General features: G+C 63.9%; 18 protein-coding genes. All 18 read right to left on the reverse strand.

Features of this window, described 5'->3' with window-relative positions; genetic code table 11:
- Positions 1-14: 14 nt before the first annotated feature.
- A complete protein-coding gene (locus tag EBBID32_RS07620; RefSeq protein WP_037489583.1) occupies positions 15-1,415 on the reverse strand; it encodes a conjugal transfer protein TraH in 1,401 nt (466 codons plus the stop codon).
- 65 nt (positions 1,416-1,480) lie between these two features.
- Complete coding sequence (locus tag EBBID32_RS07625; protein ID WP_006953565.1) at positions 1,481-2,302, reverse strand: conjugal transfer protein TraF; 822 nt, start codon at positions 2,300-2,302, stop codon at positions 1,481-1,483.
- Between the two features lie 148 nt (positions 2,303-2,450).
- Positions 2,451-4,280 (reverse strand): conjugal transfer protein TraN, encoded by a 1,830-nt coding sequence (locus tag EBBID32_RS07630; RefSeq protein ID WP_037489680.1) that lies wholly within the window; start codon positions 4,278-4,280, stop codon positions 2,451-2,453.
- 32 nt (positions 4,281-4,312) lie between these two features.
- Entirely contained in the window at positions 4,313-5,059 is a 747-nt protein-coding gene (gene trbC, locus EBBID32_RS07635) for a type-F conjugative transfer system pilin assembly protein TrbC (RefSeq protein WP_006953569.1), read from the reverse strand.
- A 9-nt stretch (positions 5,060-5,068) separates the two neighbouring features.
- Complete coding sequence (gene traU / locus EBBID32_RS07640; RefSeq protein ID WP_006953571.1) at positions 5,069-6,088, reverse strand: conjugal transfer pilus assembly protein TraU; 1,020 nt, start codon at positions 6,086-6,088, stop codon at positions 5,069-5,071.
- Positions 6,088-6,357 carry a hypothetical protein gene (locus EBBID32_RS07645; protein WP_006953574.1) on the reverse strand — a complete coding sequence of 90 codons (270 nt, stop codon included), beginning with the start codon at positions 6,355-6,357 and terminating at the stop codon, positions 6,088-6,090. The genes traU and EBBID32_RS07645 overlap by 1 nt, the downstream gene beginning before the upstream one ends.
- Positions 6,357-6,962 (reverse strand): type-F conjugative transfer system protein TraW, encoded by a 606-nt coding sequence (gene traW, locus EBBID32_RS07650; RefSeq protein WP_440590957.1) that lies wholly within the window; start codon positions 6,960-6,962, stop codon positions 6,357-6,359. The genes EBBID32_RS07645 and traW overlap by 1 nt, the downstream gene beginning before the upstream one ends.
- A gap of 47 nt (positions 6,963-7,009) precedes the next feature.
- Positions 7,010-7,546, reverse strand: coding sequence for a S26 family signal peptidase (locus EBBID32_RS07655; RefSeq protein WP_006953577.1), 537 nt, complete (start codon positions 7,544-7,546; stop codon positions 7,010-7,012).
- Positions 7,527-8,168 carry a type-F conjugative transfer system protein TrbI gene (locus EBBID32_RS07660; protein WP_006953579.1) on the reverse strand — a complete coding sequence of 214 codons (642 nt, stop codon included), beginning with the start codon at positions 8,166-8,168 and terminating at the stop codon, positions 7,527-7,529. Before EBBID32_RS07660 ends, EBBID32_RS07655 begins: the two co-directional genes overlap by 20 nt.
- Positions 8,161-8,520, reverse strand: coding sequence for a hypothetical protein (locus EBBID32_RS07665; protein WP_006953581.1), 360 nt, complete (start codon positions 8,518-8,520; stop codon positions 8,161-8,163). The genes EBBID32_RS07660 and EBBID32_RS07665 overlap by 8 nt, the downstream gene beginning before the upstream one ends.
- A 3-nt stretch (positions 8,521-8,523) precedes the next feature.
- The gene (gene traC, locus EBBID32_RS07670; protein WP_006953582.1) at positions 8,524-11,115 is read right to left on the reverse strand and encodes a type IV secretion system protein TraC; all 2,592 of its coding nucleotides are present in this window, start codon (positions 11,113-11,115) and stop codon (positions 8,524-8,526) included.
- A gap of 1 nt (position 11,116) precedes the next feature.
- The gene (locus tag EBBID32_RS07675; RefSeq protein WP_006953584.1) at positions 11,117-11,917 is read right to left on the reverse strand and encodes a TraV family lipoprotein; all 801 of its coding nucleotides are present in this window, start codon (positions 11,915-11,917) and stop codon (positions 11,117-11,119) included.
- Positions 11,918-12,078: 161 nt separating this feature from the next.
- Positions 12,079-12,951: a DsbC family protein gene (locus EBBID32_RS07680; protein WP_037489590.1), complete on the reverse strand. Its 873-nt coding sequence runs from the start codon at positions 12,949-12,951 to the stop codon at positions 12,079-12,081.
- Positions 12,938-14,260, reverse strand: a complete 1,323-nt coding sequence (locus EBBID32_RS07685) for a TraB/VirB10 family protein (RefSeq protein ID WP_006953588.1) — start codon at positions 14,258-14,260, stop codon at positions 12,938-12,940. Before EBBID32_RS07685 ends, EBBID32_RS07680 begins: the two co-directional genes overlap by 14 nt.
- Before the next feature lie 4 nt (positions 14,261-14,264).
- Complete coding sequence (locus EBBID32_RS07690) at positions 14,265-15,083, reverse strand: type-F conjugative transfer system secretin TraK (protein ID WP_037489593.1); 819 nt, start codon at positions 15,081-15,083, stop codon at positions 14,265-14,267.
- Positions 15,080-15,658, reverse strand: a complete 579-nt coding sequence (locus EBBID32_RS07695; protein ID WP_006953591.1) for a type IV conjugative transfer system protein TraE — start codon at positions 15,656-15,658, stop codon at positions 15,080-15,082. The genes EBBID32_RS07690 and EBBID32_RS07695 overlap by 4 nt, the downstream gene beginning before the upstream one ends.
- Before the next feature lies 1 nt (position 15,659).
- Positions 15,660-15,950, reverse strand: coding sequence for a type IV conjugative transfer system protein TraL (gene traL, locus EBBID32_RS07700; RefSeq protein WP_006953593.1), 291 nt, complete (start codon positions 15,948-15,950; stop codon positions 15,660-15,662).
- A 57-nt stretch (positions 15,951-16,007) separates the two neighbouring features.
- Positions 16,008-16,328, reverse strand: coding sequence for a hypothetical protein (locus EBBID32_RS07705; RefSeq protein WP_037489682.1), 321 nt, complete (start codon positions 16,326-16,328; stop codon positions 16,008-16,010).
- Positions 16,329-16,843: the final 515 nt, after the last annotated feature.

The following is a 16,843-nucleotide window of genomic DNA, read 5'->3' on the forward strand; positions in this document are numbered from 1 at the left end:
CCCTGCCCCCACGCCTAGTTCAGCCCTTGAGCGTTGAGCCCGCGCGAGAAATTGAGCGCGGCCGCCATGCCCGGCGTCATCGAGTTCTGCAGCGTCGATTCCAACATGACGGAGCGGTTGATGATCTGCATCGTGACCTGCAGCTTGTTGTTCAGCCTGACGTCGCGCTGGCTGAACTTCGCTCGTGTAGCCGCGATCTGCTGCTTCCACTGCGTCGCTGTTTCCTGATCGAACGTCTGGTAGTGGACTTTCGCCTGTTCGACACGATCGAGCATATTGTCGAGCATAGCGGACAGAAGATCGACCGCGACGATCTCGGAGAGCGTCTCGATCTCGCCCTGGGTCAGCGCGTAATGCGCATAGGCCTGCACTGCGAGAATCTTGTAGATCGGCACGGTCGCGAGGTTCAGGAGCTGCTTTTCGGCCGCATCGAGCGGCGTGTCCGTGCGGATTTTGTCGCTCATAGATCGGATCATCGTCGCGATCCGCGGCCGCAACGCCGATGAGGCCGGCACGCTCAGTGTCTGCTCGCCGACATCGTAGCAGTTCTCGTCATTGCAGCGCAGAATCTTGACCGGCGGTGCATCGGCTGTTCCATCGAGCAGCGCGGTTACGACCGCTTCCTCGGCCGGTCCGAACATCACAACCTTCCCGCCCACGCTGGGATCGGTCGAGGGTGTCGTCACCACGGTGCCGACAAGCGTCATGACATATTCGGAGAAGCTTTGATCGAAGGCGCCGAACTTGGCGGACTTCCGAAGCGCTTCCCAGGTGTAATTATGCGGCTCTCCCACCAACTGGTCTTTCATCGACGCATCGGTATTGCCCGCGATCGTCGAATCCCGGCGGTTGCCGTTGTTGCAGCCCTGACGCGCCGCCGCCCAGTCGGAGAAGACGCCCTGACTGTTGCCGACTGCTTCGCAGATTGTCGCCCGTGTCGTTTCCATCTGCGGCCAGATGCCGCCGACGAGCGCCTGCGCCGTCTCGCAGCTCGAGATGTTCATCTGGTTGAGCAGCTGCGCCTTCTGGCTGAACTCGTCCATGACCTTGCCGATTTCCGGGGAGACGGAATCGATCGCCAGCTTGAAGGCGAAACCCAGGGCATTGTTGGCCGTCGCCTTCAGCATCGCGATGATCTCGGACGCGTTGATGAAGGAGAAGCTGCCGCTGAACAGGTCGATGCCGCCGCAGCCCGCGCGGGCGCTCGGAAGCTGCAGATTGAAGGGCTGGACGCTCTTCTGCGGAAACCGTGTCCAGACGTTGCCGAGCGAATAGTAGCCCGCCGATTGTCCCTGGAAGGCCGAAGGACCCGTCACATTGGCGGCGCCTCCCGCATCCGAGAAGAAATTGTTCATTTCGGAGGCAACATCGGCGTGGGCCGTTTCGGTGACCGCAAGATTGGCAGCGGCCAACATCGCAGCCCAGCCTGCCGTGCCGCGAAGGACCCGGCGCCATGCCGTCGCAGAGTGAAACTGTCCCATCAGTAATCGCTCCCCACCTTGGTATTGGTCAGCGCGAAAATGCGATCCATGATCTCATCCGCGCTCAGGATGCCGTAGCCCACCGGAATCGTCCGCTTCGTCGCGGTATCGAACAGCACCAGCGCGGGCGTCTCGTTGCCCGGGATTCCCATGCGCGCCCGCTGTCCGGCATCGACGACATAATTCGGGAAATCGCGGCTCGGGCCGCCGTCCATCGACACGGCCATCACCGCCATGCGGTGGCTGTCAGCAACCGATCTAAGGATCGGCGAGAACAGCTCGCAGGCGCCGCAGCTCTGGGCAAAGAAGTAGAACAGGCCGTAGCGCTGCCCCAGATTGGTCAGAACGGCATCGCGATCCGCTTTGCGGTTGTCGAGCCATGCCCGCTTGCCGACCGTGGAGACAGGACGCTGCAGCGTGTAGTCGAGGTCGGGGTTCTGCCACAACGCCCGCTGCCAGGTGTCCGAGAAGGTCGATGCTCGATCGAGCTGCTCGCGTTGAAAGCGGACATAGGCGATCACATTCTCTTCAGTAGGGTCGAGGATCGCACGGGCCTTCAGTTCGTCGAGCTGGCGTGTGATCGCGCTCATGCGCTCCACCGCGCTCTGTTGTGGCGGCGATGGCTGCGCGGCCTGCTCCTTCGGTCGAGGCTTCGCGCAGTAGAACCATTGCCCAAGCTTGCGCTCGCCGCAGTAGAAATCGTCTGGGCCGCTCGATCGTTCAACGCCATCGTCAGCGGGGCCGGGGGATTGCGCGGCGACAGGCCTCCCAACAGCAACCAGGGTCAGGATCACGACGGAGAGTATGAACAAGCGGACCATGATCGAACCTCCTTTCCGTAGTACCGTCCGCGGCGTGACAGAGAAGCGCGGAAGGGTATGAGAGGCATGGAGTAGCGCGTTCGAGGCTGTGCCAACGCAGCGAGAGCATGCGAACGGATAGGCGCCCAGGGGCAAGGCCGCGCTGGGATCATTTGCCGTGAAGGTCATAGTAATCCTGAATCTTCTGCTGGATCTGGGTCATCGTCTCGACTTCATCGGGGAGGCGCGCCGCATCGACGAACTCCGCATAGACCTCGGTGAAATCCATGACCGACAGGTCGAGCCGGGCGAACTCGTCGATGGTGAAGCCGAGGCACTGCTCGCGCTTGGGCGCGCCCCAGGGCCTTCCGAGCTGGATGCGACCCTGCTCCTGAAGAATACGGCTGAGCTTGCTCTCGAAGCAGCAATAGGCCGTGCGCTTGGTACTGCAGATGCCGAGGAAACTCGACGAGCAATAGGTCCCGACATTGTGGCAGAAGCCCATGCGGTCCCTGATGTCGAGCTTCATCTCGTCCTGCGAACAGGCGAAGAGCGTCAGGAAGGGGGTCGCGAGCGCTGCAATCGCGACGGGCCCGCCTGCCAATGCCGCGGCGCCGGCGCCGGCCGTCAGGACACCCGAAACCTTGCCCGCGCAGCAGTTGATGAGGCCGAAGACGGGCTTGTGGCACGTCTCTCTGTCCCCGCTGAACACGGTGAAATTGGTCTCGTCGAACTCCTTGCCCGCCTGGTCGATCGAATGGAGCGCAACAAGCGCATCCTTGAACTCGGTCGACGCCTCGCGGACGATCGGCTCGCAGTCACCGTTGATGCAGTAGACGTCGTTGCCGCAGATATATTGAGGGGTGTCGGTCACCGTTCCGCCTGGCGTCCGGCATCGATAGATGCGCTCTTCGACCAAGCAGGAGCCACCGGGATCGTCGTCCAGGCATTCGGTCCGCGTATATGTGCAGCTGCCATTGGCCTCGAGGGTCCCGCAGTCGTTGTGGCCGGTCGAGATCCGCTTGCACTCGTAGGTGCGCTCCCATGCCCAGCAGGGCTGGGTCACGGCCACGCCATTGACGATGCGGGTCACGGGATCGCTCGAGGTGCAGACCTCGGTCTGCAGCGTACACATCGAATCCCCGGCGAGCGGCGCGCACAGCCCTTCGTTGCGCGAAACCGTGGTGACAGTGGGCTCGTCGACCTTGGAGAGCCAGTATTGCCCGGTCGCGAGCACATAGCCCGGATGATAAGCGCCCGGCGTAATCCCCTGGGCTTCGGCAGTACATTTGACCTCGACGGCGGTGTGACCAAGGCTCTTGCAAGTATCCGCCGCCGTGTAGCCGTAGGCGCTCATGTTGTCGCAATAGTCGATCGGGCGGCTTTCCCAGCAGACGCCGGACACGATCTCGTCGTCAAACGCGGCACGGGCGGGATAAGGGCCGCCATCCTCCGGCATGATGCTGAGCCGGCCGGCGTAATAGGTGTATATCGTTCGCGTCTCGGCACGCACATCCAGACTGACAGAACAGGTGCGGTTCTCGGTCGTGACCTTGCTACCGGTGTTGCAGCTGGTCTCGTAGTAGCCGTCGCTGCCGGCCGGTGGGGGCAACGGTGTACAAGTGCCGGACGTACCGCTCATCTCCTCGCCCGCGAGGAAGGTCGAAGGATCGTTCTCGACCGATGTGGCGCGCGAGGTCGTCGCGAGGATCTCCGCATTGCTGAAAGTCGGCCGGCTCCCATCGGCGTCAGTCGTGATTCGGTACGGATCACTCGAGGCTTTCGCGGAATGAGCCGCGGCCTCGAGGTTATCTGGATGATCGAAATAGTTGCCCTCGGGGAGCGCGGTGCCCGAATATCCCGGTACGACTTCCGCGCGGGCATTGTCGGTTGGGACCAGGGTACTGTCGTGTCTCGTCTCGTTGCCGAGCGTCCTGCCTTCCTCACGCGCCTCTTCAAGCGTCATCTGCGCGGCCGCCGGCGATGCAAGCGCGAACATCGCGGCAAACGCAGCAAGGGCAGCGCGGAGGCTCACCGAGCAGGCTTCCTCATGTTGGCGAGACCGATCGCGGCAACCCGCGCGCCCGGCCCGTTGCCGTCAGCAAAGGACGAGAGGGCATATTCGATCGTCACGTTGCCGATCATCCGGTCGTGGGGCGGCACCTTGGTGCGGCACGAGAAGCCTGCACACAGATCAAAGTCGGAGGAGACCGCGACATAGGTGGGGACCGCCTGGACGTCGAATGCCCGGAAGAGCCGCGGATCGATGCCGATATTGGCGAAGTCGTCCTGCCGCTCGACGATCTTGCCGAGCGTCTGTGAGAACTCCTTCATCGAGTTATTCGGAAAGCCGCGAAAAACGACCACGCCGCCGGCGCGCGCGGTATCCTGTATGAGCTGCCGCAACGCCTTCGGCGGCATCGACAGGCTGGCGAAGGCGATGAGTTGCGGCGCTTCGCCGCCACCGGCCATCGCATTGGACGCCGCGCCCTGCACGATCTCGTCGAAATCGATCGGACCGGCCGGCCCCTTTGGCAGATCCGTCTTGGCGACGCGCTGCATGTTGCGCAGGCCATCGTCATGAACCGTAGCCGCATCCTCTCGGAAGGCATCGCCACGGTCCTTGACCTGATCGACGAACGCCTGTGCATCGGCCTGCAGATCGGCGGATCGCTGCTTGATCGCCTGCACATCCAGACCATCGATGGTCTGGGCAAGCAGAACCGAAACACTGGCGAGTGCGATGATACCGGCCGAACCCCAGGCGATAAGTCGCATCATGCCCTCCTAAAGCACGCAGCAGTTGCGCTTGCGCCAGACGAGGTAGCCCATGTCCTCGCCGCCGGCGGGATAGGCACGCCCGGCGTCAGGCGGCATGGTCGAGGCCCCGATCGCCGAGCAGGCGAAGCGGCCGTTGACCGTCGGAATGGGATTGGTCATCTGGAACCGATATTGTTGCTTGCGCATGATCGGCATCAGGTACTTCTTGCACAGGCCGGCCGAGCCCATGGTGCCCCACGCCAGAGCCTGTCGGTGCATCTTGTAGGCGAAACGGGACAGCGCGAGCCGCGACGACTGGACGTGGCCGATCGATGATGGGATGTTTCCGTTGAGCGGATACATGCTGCCCTGGCAGCCCGCACACCAGAACAGCGGATCGAGCGGCAGATGGACGGTGCCGGCGATGCAATCCCCAGCACAAGCAGCCTGGGCGATCGGATTGGCGAAGACGATCGCCTCGGGATTGATCAATGCGGCCAGCGAATCGTCCTGCCAGAGCGGGTCGACCTCGGTCATGTAAGCGATGTCGAACGAAGCCTGCTCGAAGCAGACGAAATCGGTGAGGATCTCCATCCAGTAGAGCAGCGGATAGACGTACCAGTGCACGTGCCATTTGGCGGTGCTCTGCGACCGCCCGCCCACCATCGACGGGCCCGCGAGATAGCCCTGGCCGATGTCGAAGCCGGGCGCGATGCGCATGCCGCCCAGATTGGGGAAGCACCAAGGCTTCATCGTCACGTCGGCAAGGCGCGCCGGCTCCCAGAAGCCGACCGCGATGCCGATGCGCGGCAAAGGGTCGGCGCAGGCACAGATCGGCGAGGCAGGATTGTTGGTGTCCGGCCGCCCGCTCGGCCAGATCTTGAGCCCACCGACAGAGAGCGGGAACAGACAGGACCAGCAGACATCGGTGATCGGATTGACGAACTTGCCGTTGCAGGTCGGTCCTGCCGCCTGCGCCGCCTGCGGCACCGCAAGAGTGCCAAGCGCGAGCAGCACAGCCGCCAACGTGGATCGAAGCGCGCGCATCACCGGCCCTCCCCCAATGTCGCCAGATAGGCCGTGTCGGCGCCGTGCTTGCGGCGCAGGTAGACGAGCGTCGCGATGAGCGCCGCGAGCAGCAGGACCGCGATCAGGCAGGGCGCACCGCGCCCCAACGACGCGCGCAGCGGCTTCAGAGCCAGAATGCTTGCCGCGAGCGCGAGGCAGAGGCTCTGCCAGAGGAAGCGCAATCGCCTGAGGCCCGCGGTTTCGGGCGCGGCCATCGGCGTGCGCAGCATGTCCAGCCAGAGCGGCATCAGCCCGGACTCCCCGGCTTGATGACCATCTCGGAGACCCGCATGACCTTGCCAGCCTGCGTCACGACTGCGGGCGTGTGCTCGATGCCGAAGATACCGGTGAGCTTGCCTTCCTGGTCGAAGTAGAAGCGGCGCTTCTTCGCGGTCATCTGCTCGATCGGTGATCCGCTGACGAAGATGATCTTGGCCTTGAGATCGGTGTAGCGCGCCGTCGCCCAGGCCAGCTCGGCCGCATTATCGCCGTCGACAAAAACGAGGTCCTGCCTGATCGCGACGAAGTCGAGCGGGTTGATCTTCTGCCCGGCCGCAGCGATCAGATTACCCTTCTGGTCCCTGATATCGCGCTCGATCGCAACGGTCGGATCATAGTCCCAGTTCCTGGCTGTTCGTGCCGGCGTGATGCCTTCGACGGGCTTGGGCCGGCGAACCTTGGCCTCGACCCGTTTGGCGAACACATCGTTCATGCGCGCGAGCTCGCCGCTCGCCTCCGCGCGGCGCAGGCGAGCCTCTATGGTCGAGAGAAGGTCCGGCTCGATGATCGGGAATGCCTGCCCTGCCTGGCCATAATCCTTCGCCTCGCTGCGCATGGGGCCGACCAGCAGCAAGGCTCCGGCGACCGCCAGCAGGGCGATGCCTCCGCCAAGGACGCCCCTCACAGCACCGGCTCCCCGGTTCCGACGATCTGCCGCGCGCAGACGAAGCCGATCTCGGCATAGCGGCTGTCGAAGCCATCCTTGTGCGGCGTGCCGGCGAAGAAGCAGCCCGGCGGCACTCGCCCGGTCGCGCCTGGCGTCAGGGGCTCGCCTGCCCTCGTGAAGGATTTCATCCGCGACACCCGGGCGCCGTTGATCGTGACGTCCGCGCCATCGTGGCGGACAACGTCTCCGGGCAGGCCATAGACGATCTTGCCAAACATCTCCGGCTGCTCACCGAAATGGCGGCGCAGCAACGCGCTGGGCGGAGGGTCGAAGAAGACGTAGTCGCCCTTCTCCGGCATGTGGCCGCGCCGGATGAGGAACGCCCAGTTGGGAAGCGAGTGAGAGGTGTTGATCAGGAAGAGATGATCATCCCGCCAGTCGCTGATCGCTCCGAGCGTAACGCTGCCCGCGACGAACGCACCGAACGTAAGCCAGAGCCGCCCGTTCGGTCGCCATCCGTGCGCAGGCACGTCATTGACCGCCGCTGCCATCACCGCCTCCGAATGTTGAGACTGAAGCGGCCGGCGGCGCATATTGCGGGCCGGCGGCCGGCGCCATCGGGCCCGCCGCCATCGGATCGATAGTGCCCATCGGAGGCGCGGCCTGAGCCGGCACCGCTGCCTGCGGCTGCGCGGCCAGCATCGCCTGCTGCTCGAGCTGCTGAAGCTCCGCCACGCTGGCTTGCCTGGGGCGCGCCACGCCCGACGCGTAGACGGCCTCCTTCAGCTTATCGGTGATGTCGGGCACGTTCTTCGTCAGCACCGCTTCGCCGACGAGCACGATCTGACCGCTGGCGCTGCGGCGCTGCAGCTCGGTATCGAGCGAGGCCATGAACCGCCGCATCTCGGCCTCGACCTGGGAGGGCGGCGACGGGGATCGGGCCTGGGCCTGGACATATTCGCCGACAATCGACGACAGGCGCGCCGAAACGATACGATCCTGCTTGGGCGTGACCAGCACCTTGGTCACCCACATGCCCCAGATCAGCGCAGCGAGCACAAGCACGCCCATGAGGATCTGAAGCCGCGTGAAGCCCGCGAAGATCGCGCGCCGTCGCCGACGTTGAGGCGCGACCGCAGGGGCCGGTAGATCGAGTTCGGGCTGTTCAGCCATTGTCTTGACTCCCCCTCGAGAGCGCCGGCGGCATGATCCTGTGGCGCCGAAGGACGATCAGTCCGGCGGCCAGAATGAGGTGCGCGGCGACGAAGATGTGCTTGAACGAGGCGATCCGCTCAGGGCTCGCGGTGACATACCGGCTCGTCAGGTTGTCCAGCTGATGAATGAGCCCGTCGAACGAAAAGCCGCCGAGGGCGAGGAAGAAGAGCGCGAACAGGCCCCATGTCAGGAGCAGCGTGGTCGCGGCGAAGCCGGCGAGGTGCAGATAGAAATGGAGGATAGCGCGCGCCCGAGGCAGTCGCGGATGGGTTGCGCGTGAGCTGTCGGCGGTGGAGATGGTGCTTGCCATGGCTCACTCCGCCGCTTCGGCAAGGCCGGCGTCGGGATGCGCCGCCCATTTTTCGGGATTGTCGGGAAAGGCGATCCGCTCGATCGCCTCGTCCATGCTGAGGCCCTGCGCCACCAGGCTCTCGATCGCCGCGTAGACCGTCGGGCTCGACGAATAGACCGCGGCGGAAAAGGGATCGAGCACCAGGCGGCCGACCGCCAGCGTCTCCGGACCCTTGATGAGAATGTCGGAATATTCGCGGCCGTTGATCTTCAGCGATCGGAGCAAGGCGTCGGTGTGATCATCCATCTCGAAGCGATCGTGCTTCTTGAAGTCGGCAATGGTCTCGGGCTTCTGCTGGAGGATGACGAACCAGTCCGAGTTCTCGAGCGCGGCGATCGATCCGGCCGACTTGTAGTAGTCGTTGAGTGACTGCGTCGCGGTCACCAGCGAGGCGCCGTATTTGCGGCAGGTTCTCGCATAGGTTTCGATGAAGTCCGCCATCGCGCCGCCGCGCAGCATCTGCCAGGCCTCGTCCAGCAGCAGCGCCTTGGGGATCGCGCGGTCGACCTTGCGCATCATCTGCTGCGACATGAACATGATCGCGGTCAGGACGACGCTTCGGAGCTCCTCGCGCGAGGACAGGTCCGAAAGCTCGAAGACCGTGAGCTGCGCCGACAGCTCGAACGAGACTTCGCCCTGGAAGAAGCGGCCATAGGTGCCGCCAGACGAAAACGGCCGCATGGCAATGCCGAGATCGCTGGCGAGACCGTTGCCCGTCGCATCGAGCGCCGCGATCACATCGTCGATAGATCCATGGCGGCCTTTCTCCGTCCAGACGCTGTTTACGGCGCCGTCGATCAGCCCGCGCTCGGTATCGTTCAGCCGGTCGATATGGCGCGACATCTGGTTCACGATGGCCTTGAGCATCGCCATGCAGTCGAGGAGATAGTCCTCGTCCGTAGCCGCGAGCTCTTCGTCGATCATGCTGAACGGGTTCAGGCAGAAGCCCGAGGACATGGTGAACTCGACGAACGCACCGCCCTGGAGTTTCGCGGAGTGTTCGAAAGAGCGGCCGTCGTCGATTACGACGACCCGAGCGCCCGCGCCGCAAAGCGAAGCGCAAAGCTCCTGCAGCGTCACCGACTTCCCAGAGCCCGATTTGCCGAACACCGCGACATTGTGGTTGCCGGCGGCATTTTCGAACGGCGACCAGAAAAACGGCTGTCCGCGCCGGCCGATCAGCATGAGATGCGGCACCTGGCCGCCGAGGAACTCGCCCTGGATCGGCGCGAGGTTAGCGGCAGTTGTCGTCAGCAGCGTGCGCATGCGCTTCATGCGATCGAGATCCCGCGACAGACCATTGGCCATCGTCATGGGCATCGCGCACAGCAGACCCATGATCTGCAGGTACCGATCGTCGAGAAGATCCCAGCCCGCCGCGCGGTAGACCGATTTCAGCACCCGCTCGTTGGCATCGCCCTTCCCCTTGGGCGAGAAGGATGTCGCGCTGAAGAAGACGCGGACGAGCTTGCGGCCTTGGCGCAGTTCATCGTTCACATAGCGCCATTCCTGGCTTTGATCGCGCAACTGCGGCAGAAACCGGGCCGACTTGGAATCGGCGAGGCTCGTCGTCCGCATGAACTTGAATCCGGCCTTGTTCGTGAGCGCCTGCGGGTCGGGGAACTCGACGCACAGATTGGTCGCGACCGGACACGGCATCCTCAGCTTATCGGTGAACATGTCGCCGATGAGGCGCGCGACGTCCCAGGGCGCCCACCGGGTCGGGAGGTTCCGCACCGAGAAAGACCGCACGTCGAAGACGTCTGGAAGGATTTCGCCTATTTCAGGAGCGTCATCGACCGTGTTACCGGTCGGCCGGAAGCGCTCGGTTCGCAGCAGCATCCGATCGGGCTCGATATGGAGCTCGACATCCCGGCGAATGGCCTGATCGGCGATCGGGTCGAGCGGATTGTAGTTGACCACATCCTCACCGGCCGCTGTCGTCGGCGAGGTGATGTCGTCGATCCAGGCGATGAGGTCGGTCGGGTCCATCTTGCGGGCCGATACATTGATCGAGGCCAGCGCCGAGATGAGGCCGTCCATCACCGCAGTGATCTCCTCGACCGAGACGCTCGAATTTTCTGGCGTCGAATAGGAGATGGCGACTCGGTGGTTGCGCAGCGAGAACGGCGCGTCGGCCGACAGCGAGCGCCACACCCCATCGGTCAGGAAATCGACGCGGTGTTTGGCCATGCGCTCATAGACGCCCCGCGCGGCGTAGCGCGGGAGGTACCATTTCGATAGGCGCTCGCCCACGCGCGGGCTCATCCATTGATGGAACTGAAGACAACCCGGCGCGGGGATGGCCTCTGAAAGGAACTGGGTGAGGATCTCGCCGGTGCGTTCGTCAGCGCCGATGAGCGGGGCAGCCTCGACGACGAAGCCCCGCGACGCGCTGTTGTAGAATATCCCCGTCTTGGCATCGTAGCTGCGGTAGGGTAGCCAATGCGCCAGCATCGGCACACCCAGCTCTGGCCGGCCGGCATCGGGACGCTTGGCATCGCCGAGGATGCCCGACATCAGATTCTCGATGAAACCGCCCTCGCCTGCCATGTCAATTATCCTCGGAAACGGCAGCGGGGAAGCTTGCCGCCTTGACGGGACCGCTCTTCGCGGGCGCGGGCTCCGCGCCCGTTTGGGCCGCGGCGTCCCGCGCGCCCTTGGCGACGCCGGATGCGATGCCCTGATAGGCGGGATCAGCCTTGACGCGATTGACAGCCGCCACGCCCGCGGCCGAGGTCACTGTTGCGCTCTGCGCAGCCGGCTTTGGCGCGAGCACACCACTGCTCGCCGGCGTTCCCGCAGGAATGGCTGGCGCCGAAGCAGGGACAGCACCTACAGCAGGCGAGACCACGGCGCCCTTTACGGGAACCGCACCACCCTGCGGCTTGGGCGCCAGGCGCGCAGCGACATCCGCCTTGATCGCGCTCACGGGATCTGCGCTCCGCGCGCGGGCGGCAGCGACCGCTGCGGGATCGGGAAGGGTGGGATCAATTCCGGCCAGGCCGCCGGGCGGGTCGGCGCGATCGACGGCGTCGGCGAAGGACTCAAACGGGTCGGGATATACAGCAGCCGAACGGCCGGACGGTGGGGCCACCTGGAGAACGGCTTGCTGCCATTCGCCACTCGCGACGACGGCATGGACAGCGCTGGCCTCATGGAGACGGCCCCGTTCATCGATATAGGGTTGGAACACGATACGCAGCACCTTCTCGCGGGTGCGCGCCGGATCGCTCGCGGCTAGACGGGCCGGCTGCGAAATGGCAGCGCGATTAACCCTTCCGGCGGGACGCTGCCCATAGCCGCCCGCCGGCGATGGTTCGCTGTCGGAAGCATCGCCCGAGATCATCGCCAAGGCGCGATCGTCGATGTTGGAACTCGGTGCACAGATCCCATCAGGAGCCGCGCACGAGAAGCTCCCCTTCACGTTGCCTCCAAAGCTCGCACAGCCGGCAAGCGTCATGAGGCTGGCTATCGCGACGGATGCGGTTAGCCGGCTACGGCTGTGGCGCGCGCTCACGACTGCGTCTCCCTCAGCCACTGCTCGAGGAAGGCGCGCGGCCGATAGCCCTCGAGGACGGCGCCATCGCTGCGCACAATGACCGGCGTCCCATTGAGGCCGTGCCGGTGCGCGAATGCCTCATTCGCGTCGAGACCCGAGGTGTTGCACGCCGGCCCCGCCTTCAAAGGTTCGCCGGCATAGGCCGCGTGCAGCGCCGCTTCCCGGTTCTTCGCGCAATAGACCCGGTCGGTGACGTCGCGGCTGCCCAGGACCGAGATCGGGCGCTCGACCACCCTCAGGTTCATCTCCTTGAGAACGCCGGTGAGCGCCCGGCAGTAGCCGCAGCGGAAATCTGTGAAAACGGTCACCGTCTGTCCGGCCGGATTGCCCCAGACGATGGCGCCATCCTGCGGAAGGCCCGCCAGGGAGAGTTTGCGCGCCTTTGCCGGCGCGGCCTGTTGCTCGCGCCGAGCCGACGCCGCCGCAAGCTGCTGGGGCGCATCATCTTCTCCGGTTGCCGCAGCGGCATTCGCCCGTGCGGCGGAGCCGACAAGCATGTCGGGGTTCATCTCGAGGAGCCGCGCCGCGGTAATGTCCTGGCGCGTCTGCATATCGTAGACGCGGCCAATCATCAGGTACCGGGCGCCCGCGTCGACATAGAACAGATTGTCACCCGCCGTGATCTCGCAAAGGCCGCCGATCTTGCCGCAATCGATCGCGCTGATGGCGGTCTTGGGCAGCCGGGTCTTGAGCAACGCGCGAACCCGATCCTCGGGGGAGCTGGTGTCGGCCGCGAGCGCAATGCCAGCGACACTGAGACCAAGCACGGTCGCGGCCATGAGCCGTGACGGCCGCGCGAGGACACGCAAACGATCAATTGCGGACATATACACCCTCCAGGAAGACGATCTCGACATCCACGCCGGTCGGCATCTCGATGACCGGCTGATATTGTTCGGCGCGCTCGATCAGGTATTTCGACACCATGTCGCCGGTCTGGGCGATGCCCTCGCCGAAACCACCCTCGAGGATCTCGCCGGTCGACAGCTTGTCACGCTGCCCGTTGGTCGTGATGTTGGTGCCCTGGAAGACGCTGTTCGCGTTGGCCGAGAAGCCGCGCCCGAAACCGCCGGCGAGGCCGGCAAGGAATGCCTGGGTTACCAAAGAGCCCTCGCGCGATACGACGCGGCCTCTGACGCCGGTCTTGCCGCCGAAGGCGATAAAGCCTTTGACCTCGGAGACGGCGTAGCGACCGCCCGGCTGCGGACAGGTCATCTTCTGCAGCTTCACATAGACCTTCTCGCTCGAGAGATCCCCGCGGGCCGCGCCGTTGATGAGACAACCTTCGATCTTCGTCGTGAGCAATCTGCCGTTCTGATAGACCGAGCGGGCCGGTCCCGTGACGCGCAGCACGACCGGGAGCGGATCGGTCTGGCTGTTCACTCCAGCGCTGGCATCCACGCCGACGATGACTTTCGCCCGAGCGAAACTGTTCGGCGGCAAATAGTTGACGCTGTCAGTGTAGACCGTGTTGCCCTTGGCCACACGGGTTGCGTTGCCGGTGTCAACGACCGAGAAATTGACCAGCTTGACCTCGCTGGCCGCGCGCATCGGTCCCGCCGCACCGCCCCCGGCTCCATCGGGCCGTTGATAGGACTGGGGACCGTTCGGCCCGTAAAGAGCGGCCGGGCCAGCGGCGACAGGCGCCGGCGACCTGTGCTCGTTCACCTGCCGGCGCAGCTGCTCGTTCTCGGACTGGTAGGCGGACAGGACGCGCTGGCCATCGGCCTGCATCGCCTGGTTCTGACCCTTGAGCGTCTCCACCTGCGCGGTCAGCATCTCAAGCCGGCGGTTTTGCCCATCGATCGACTTGAGCTGGTTTTCCGTCGACTGGAAGCGGTTCTCCGAAAGCGCCATCCATTCCTGTTGCGACAGGTTGCGGTTGACAAGATCCTTCGTCGAGACGGTGACCTCAGCCACGCCGTCTTCGCCAAGCTTCTCGCTGTCTTCACTGCCGCTGAAAATCCAGAACGAGGAGACGACCAGCCCGGCACCCGCCGCGCCCGCCAGGAGCAGACGCTGCTTGCGCCGCACCGCCTCGTTGCCAGCCAGATCGCCAGACAAGGGCGAGACGCCTTCGTCGGATCCTCCATCGAGCGGCGGGCGCTTGCGATTCAAGAAATCGGAAAGGGCCATGTTCTCACCTCCTGTCCAGCGATGATTGGCCGTTCTGGGATACGAGGTAGGCCGTGGTGACCTTGCCCGGGCCGAGCTTGTTTTCCGCGACCGACACCGCGAGCGCGCTCGCCGGCGCAACCATCGCCTCGGTGAGCTCGACGAGCTGGTCGCCCTTGTTCTCGATGCGCAGGACCTTGCCGGTGAGATCTTGCCCGCGATATTCGGCGATCATCTGCACCTTGAGTGTGCCGACATAGACCGGCCGCAAGGCGCGCTGGCGCATCTCATAACCGTCGGCAACGGCATTGGAGTACATCGCCTGGACGAGCTCGACCGCGGCGTCGCGAGGTGCGAGCCTCTGTGCCGACCCGTTCTCGGCTGCCTTCTCGCTGGCGATCGCCGGATTTGAGACGAAGACCTGGGCCGCCTGCTCGCCATTTATCCGGCAGACGAACTTGTAGACGTAACCGCGCTTGCTCGTTGCGAAAAAGGACAGCGCTGGCCGCGCAAAGCCGTCCGGCACCGACAGATAAATGTCGCCGCGCACCGGTTCGTTGACGACCGAAAAGTCATCCATCGGATTGCCCGTCGAGATTTTCGACACTGACGCGAACTCGTCTTCGACCAGGCTTATGCGGGTCAGGTCCTTGGCCGAGGCCATGCAATCAACCTGGGCGCTGTCCGCGGCCATCACCGTCTGATCCGCCCAGGCGGGAGCTGCCGCCAGCAGCACTGCGGCCCCCACCAGGCCAGCACCTATGCCGCGGCTCACCAAGCAATCGATACGCGACAGGAAGGCTGTGCCCGCAGCAACGCTGCCGATAACGTAGACCGACATCATTTATCCTTCCCCGTTTGCTCGCTGGAGAGGGCCGTCACCATCCCGAAGCCGATCAGCTTCAGTGACAGGCCGGAATATTCCCAGTCGTACCGGAAGGTCCGGCGTTCGTTGGAAATGACCTTGTTCCCGACGATCGTGTGCAGGCTGCCCGTGACCTCGGAACGAAGGTTTCTGGTGTCGAGCTCCATTTTCTCGATCGTGAAGAACTGCGAGATCGACGAACCACGCTGCTCATTGACGATCTTGAGCAGGTCCGCCTTGACCTTGCCCTGCATGCGGGGGCTCGTGATATCGAGCACCGCGTTCATCCAGTATTCGAGGTTCTGGGGACTGCGATCGAGGGTCAGCACAACCGTATCGCGGGTGACCATCTCGAGATATTCGCGGCTGACCCCAGCAGAACTGACCGTAAGCGGCGAGCGCAAGATCGGCTGAAGAACCACTTCCCGGTCGCGGGATACGGTGAATATCAGCAGCAACAGCGTCAGTGCGCAAAGCGCGGTCGCCACGATCGCCAGGATGTTCCTCTGCCGGAGGACGCGCTGGCTGTGCGAATGGCTGTACGAAAGTTCCATATCACCCCGCCATCAATCGAAGGTACGAGGGTGGTGTGGCTCTCAGGCCGGTAAAACCGGCCGGAAGATACCAATAGGCCAAGTGGAGAAGCCACGACGTCGCCCGACCTGCCTTAGCTTTTCTGAGACCCCACCAGCCCGCGCCCGAAAGCGCCATTCCGATGAGGATGTGCTGAGACAGGATCCCCCAAGCGAAGGGAATGACCATCGCCAGGAACTCATCCAGGGTCCACAGCCCGATCAGCTCGGGATCATCCAGATGCGTTGGGATGACGTACTTGTCCGTAGCCATTGCACCACCCTCTCCTTGGACCGGTCGAGGCTGCTACCTCGGCCGATCGCGGGACTGTCAGATCGTCGCCGTGACGGTCGAAGTGACGATCGGAATGCCGGTGCCGGCACCAACGCCCACTCCGACGGGAATGGCGATCTGGCCCATCGAGAAGCGCCCCGAGGCAAGCGCGACGATGCCACCGGCGAGACTGAGCACAGTGATGATCTTGCCGCCCGAGCCTTCCAGGAAGTCGGTAAATTTGGTGAGCGCGGTATCGAACGTGGTGTCGGCGCCGGCGAACGCCGGACCCGCGAACCAGAAGAACGCGAAGAGGAACGCCGCGAGAACGAGGATCACCAGCTCCGCGCGCCCACTCTCTTTGAAGACAGAGTGCATGATGGGGTTTCCTTCATATGAAGGCGCGACGGTTCCGCGCCCATCGACAAGCTGGGTCATCGGTCCTGCGGCTCGCAACAATGCGCGTGACCCGGTGTCACGAATCACATCGTTTTTTTCATTTCCTTGGTCGCCAGCAGGGATATCGGGGCGGCGCGCCCCGCCCGGCGGGGCGCCATGCCCTTGAATACGGGGCATCCTGACCAACCTTACGGGGCAACGCGCCCCGCAATTGCGGGCTGACCTTTTTCACGATAGATTCGCAATGCTAAATCTATCAAATATTAACCATTGCCCGTTCATCATCTCGTTTAGGCAACAGACCATATTCGGGATCTGACGAACCCGGGCAAATCAGGACGTGGGCACTATGGGCGCCGACTCACGAGGTTACACCCTTGACATCTCCGAGCCGCTTTTTCGGCTTACGACCGAGAGTATTCGCCTTCACTCAAATGAGACAAGGCGATACCAAACTCTCGATGATCTTCTAAATAGCCGCATTCCTGGAATAT

The sequence above is a fragment of the Sphingobium indicum BiD32 genome (genome assembly GCF_000382885.1).
Taxonomy (GTDB): domain Bacteria; phylum Pseudomonadota; class Alphaproteobacteria; order Sphingomonadales; family Sphingomonadaceae; genus Sphingobium; species Sphingobium japonicum_C.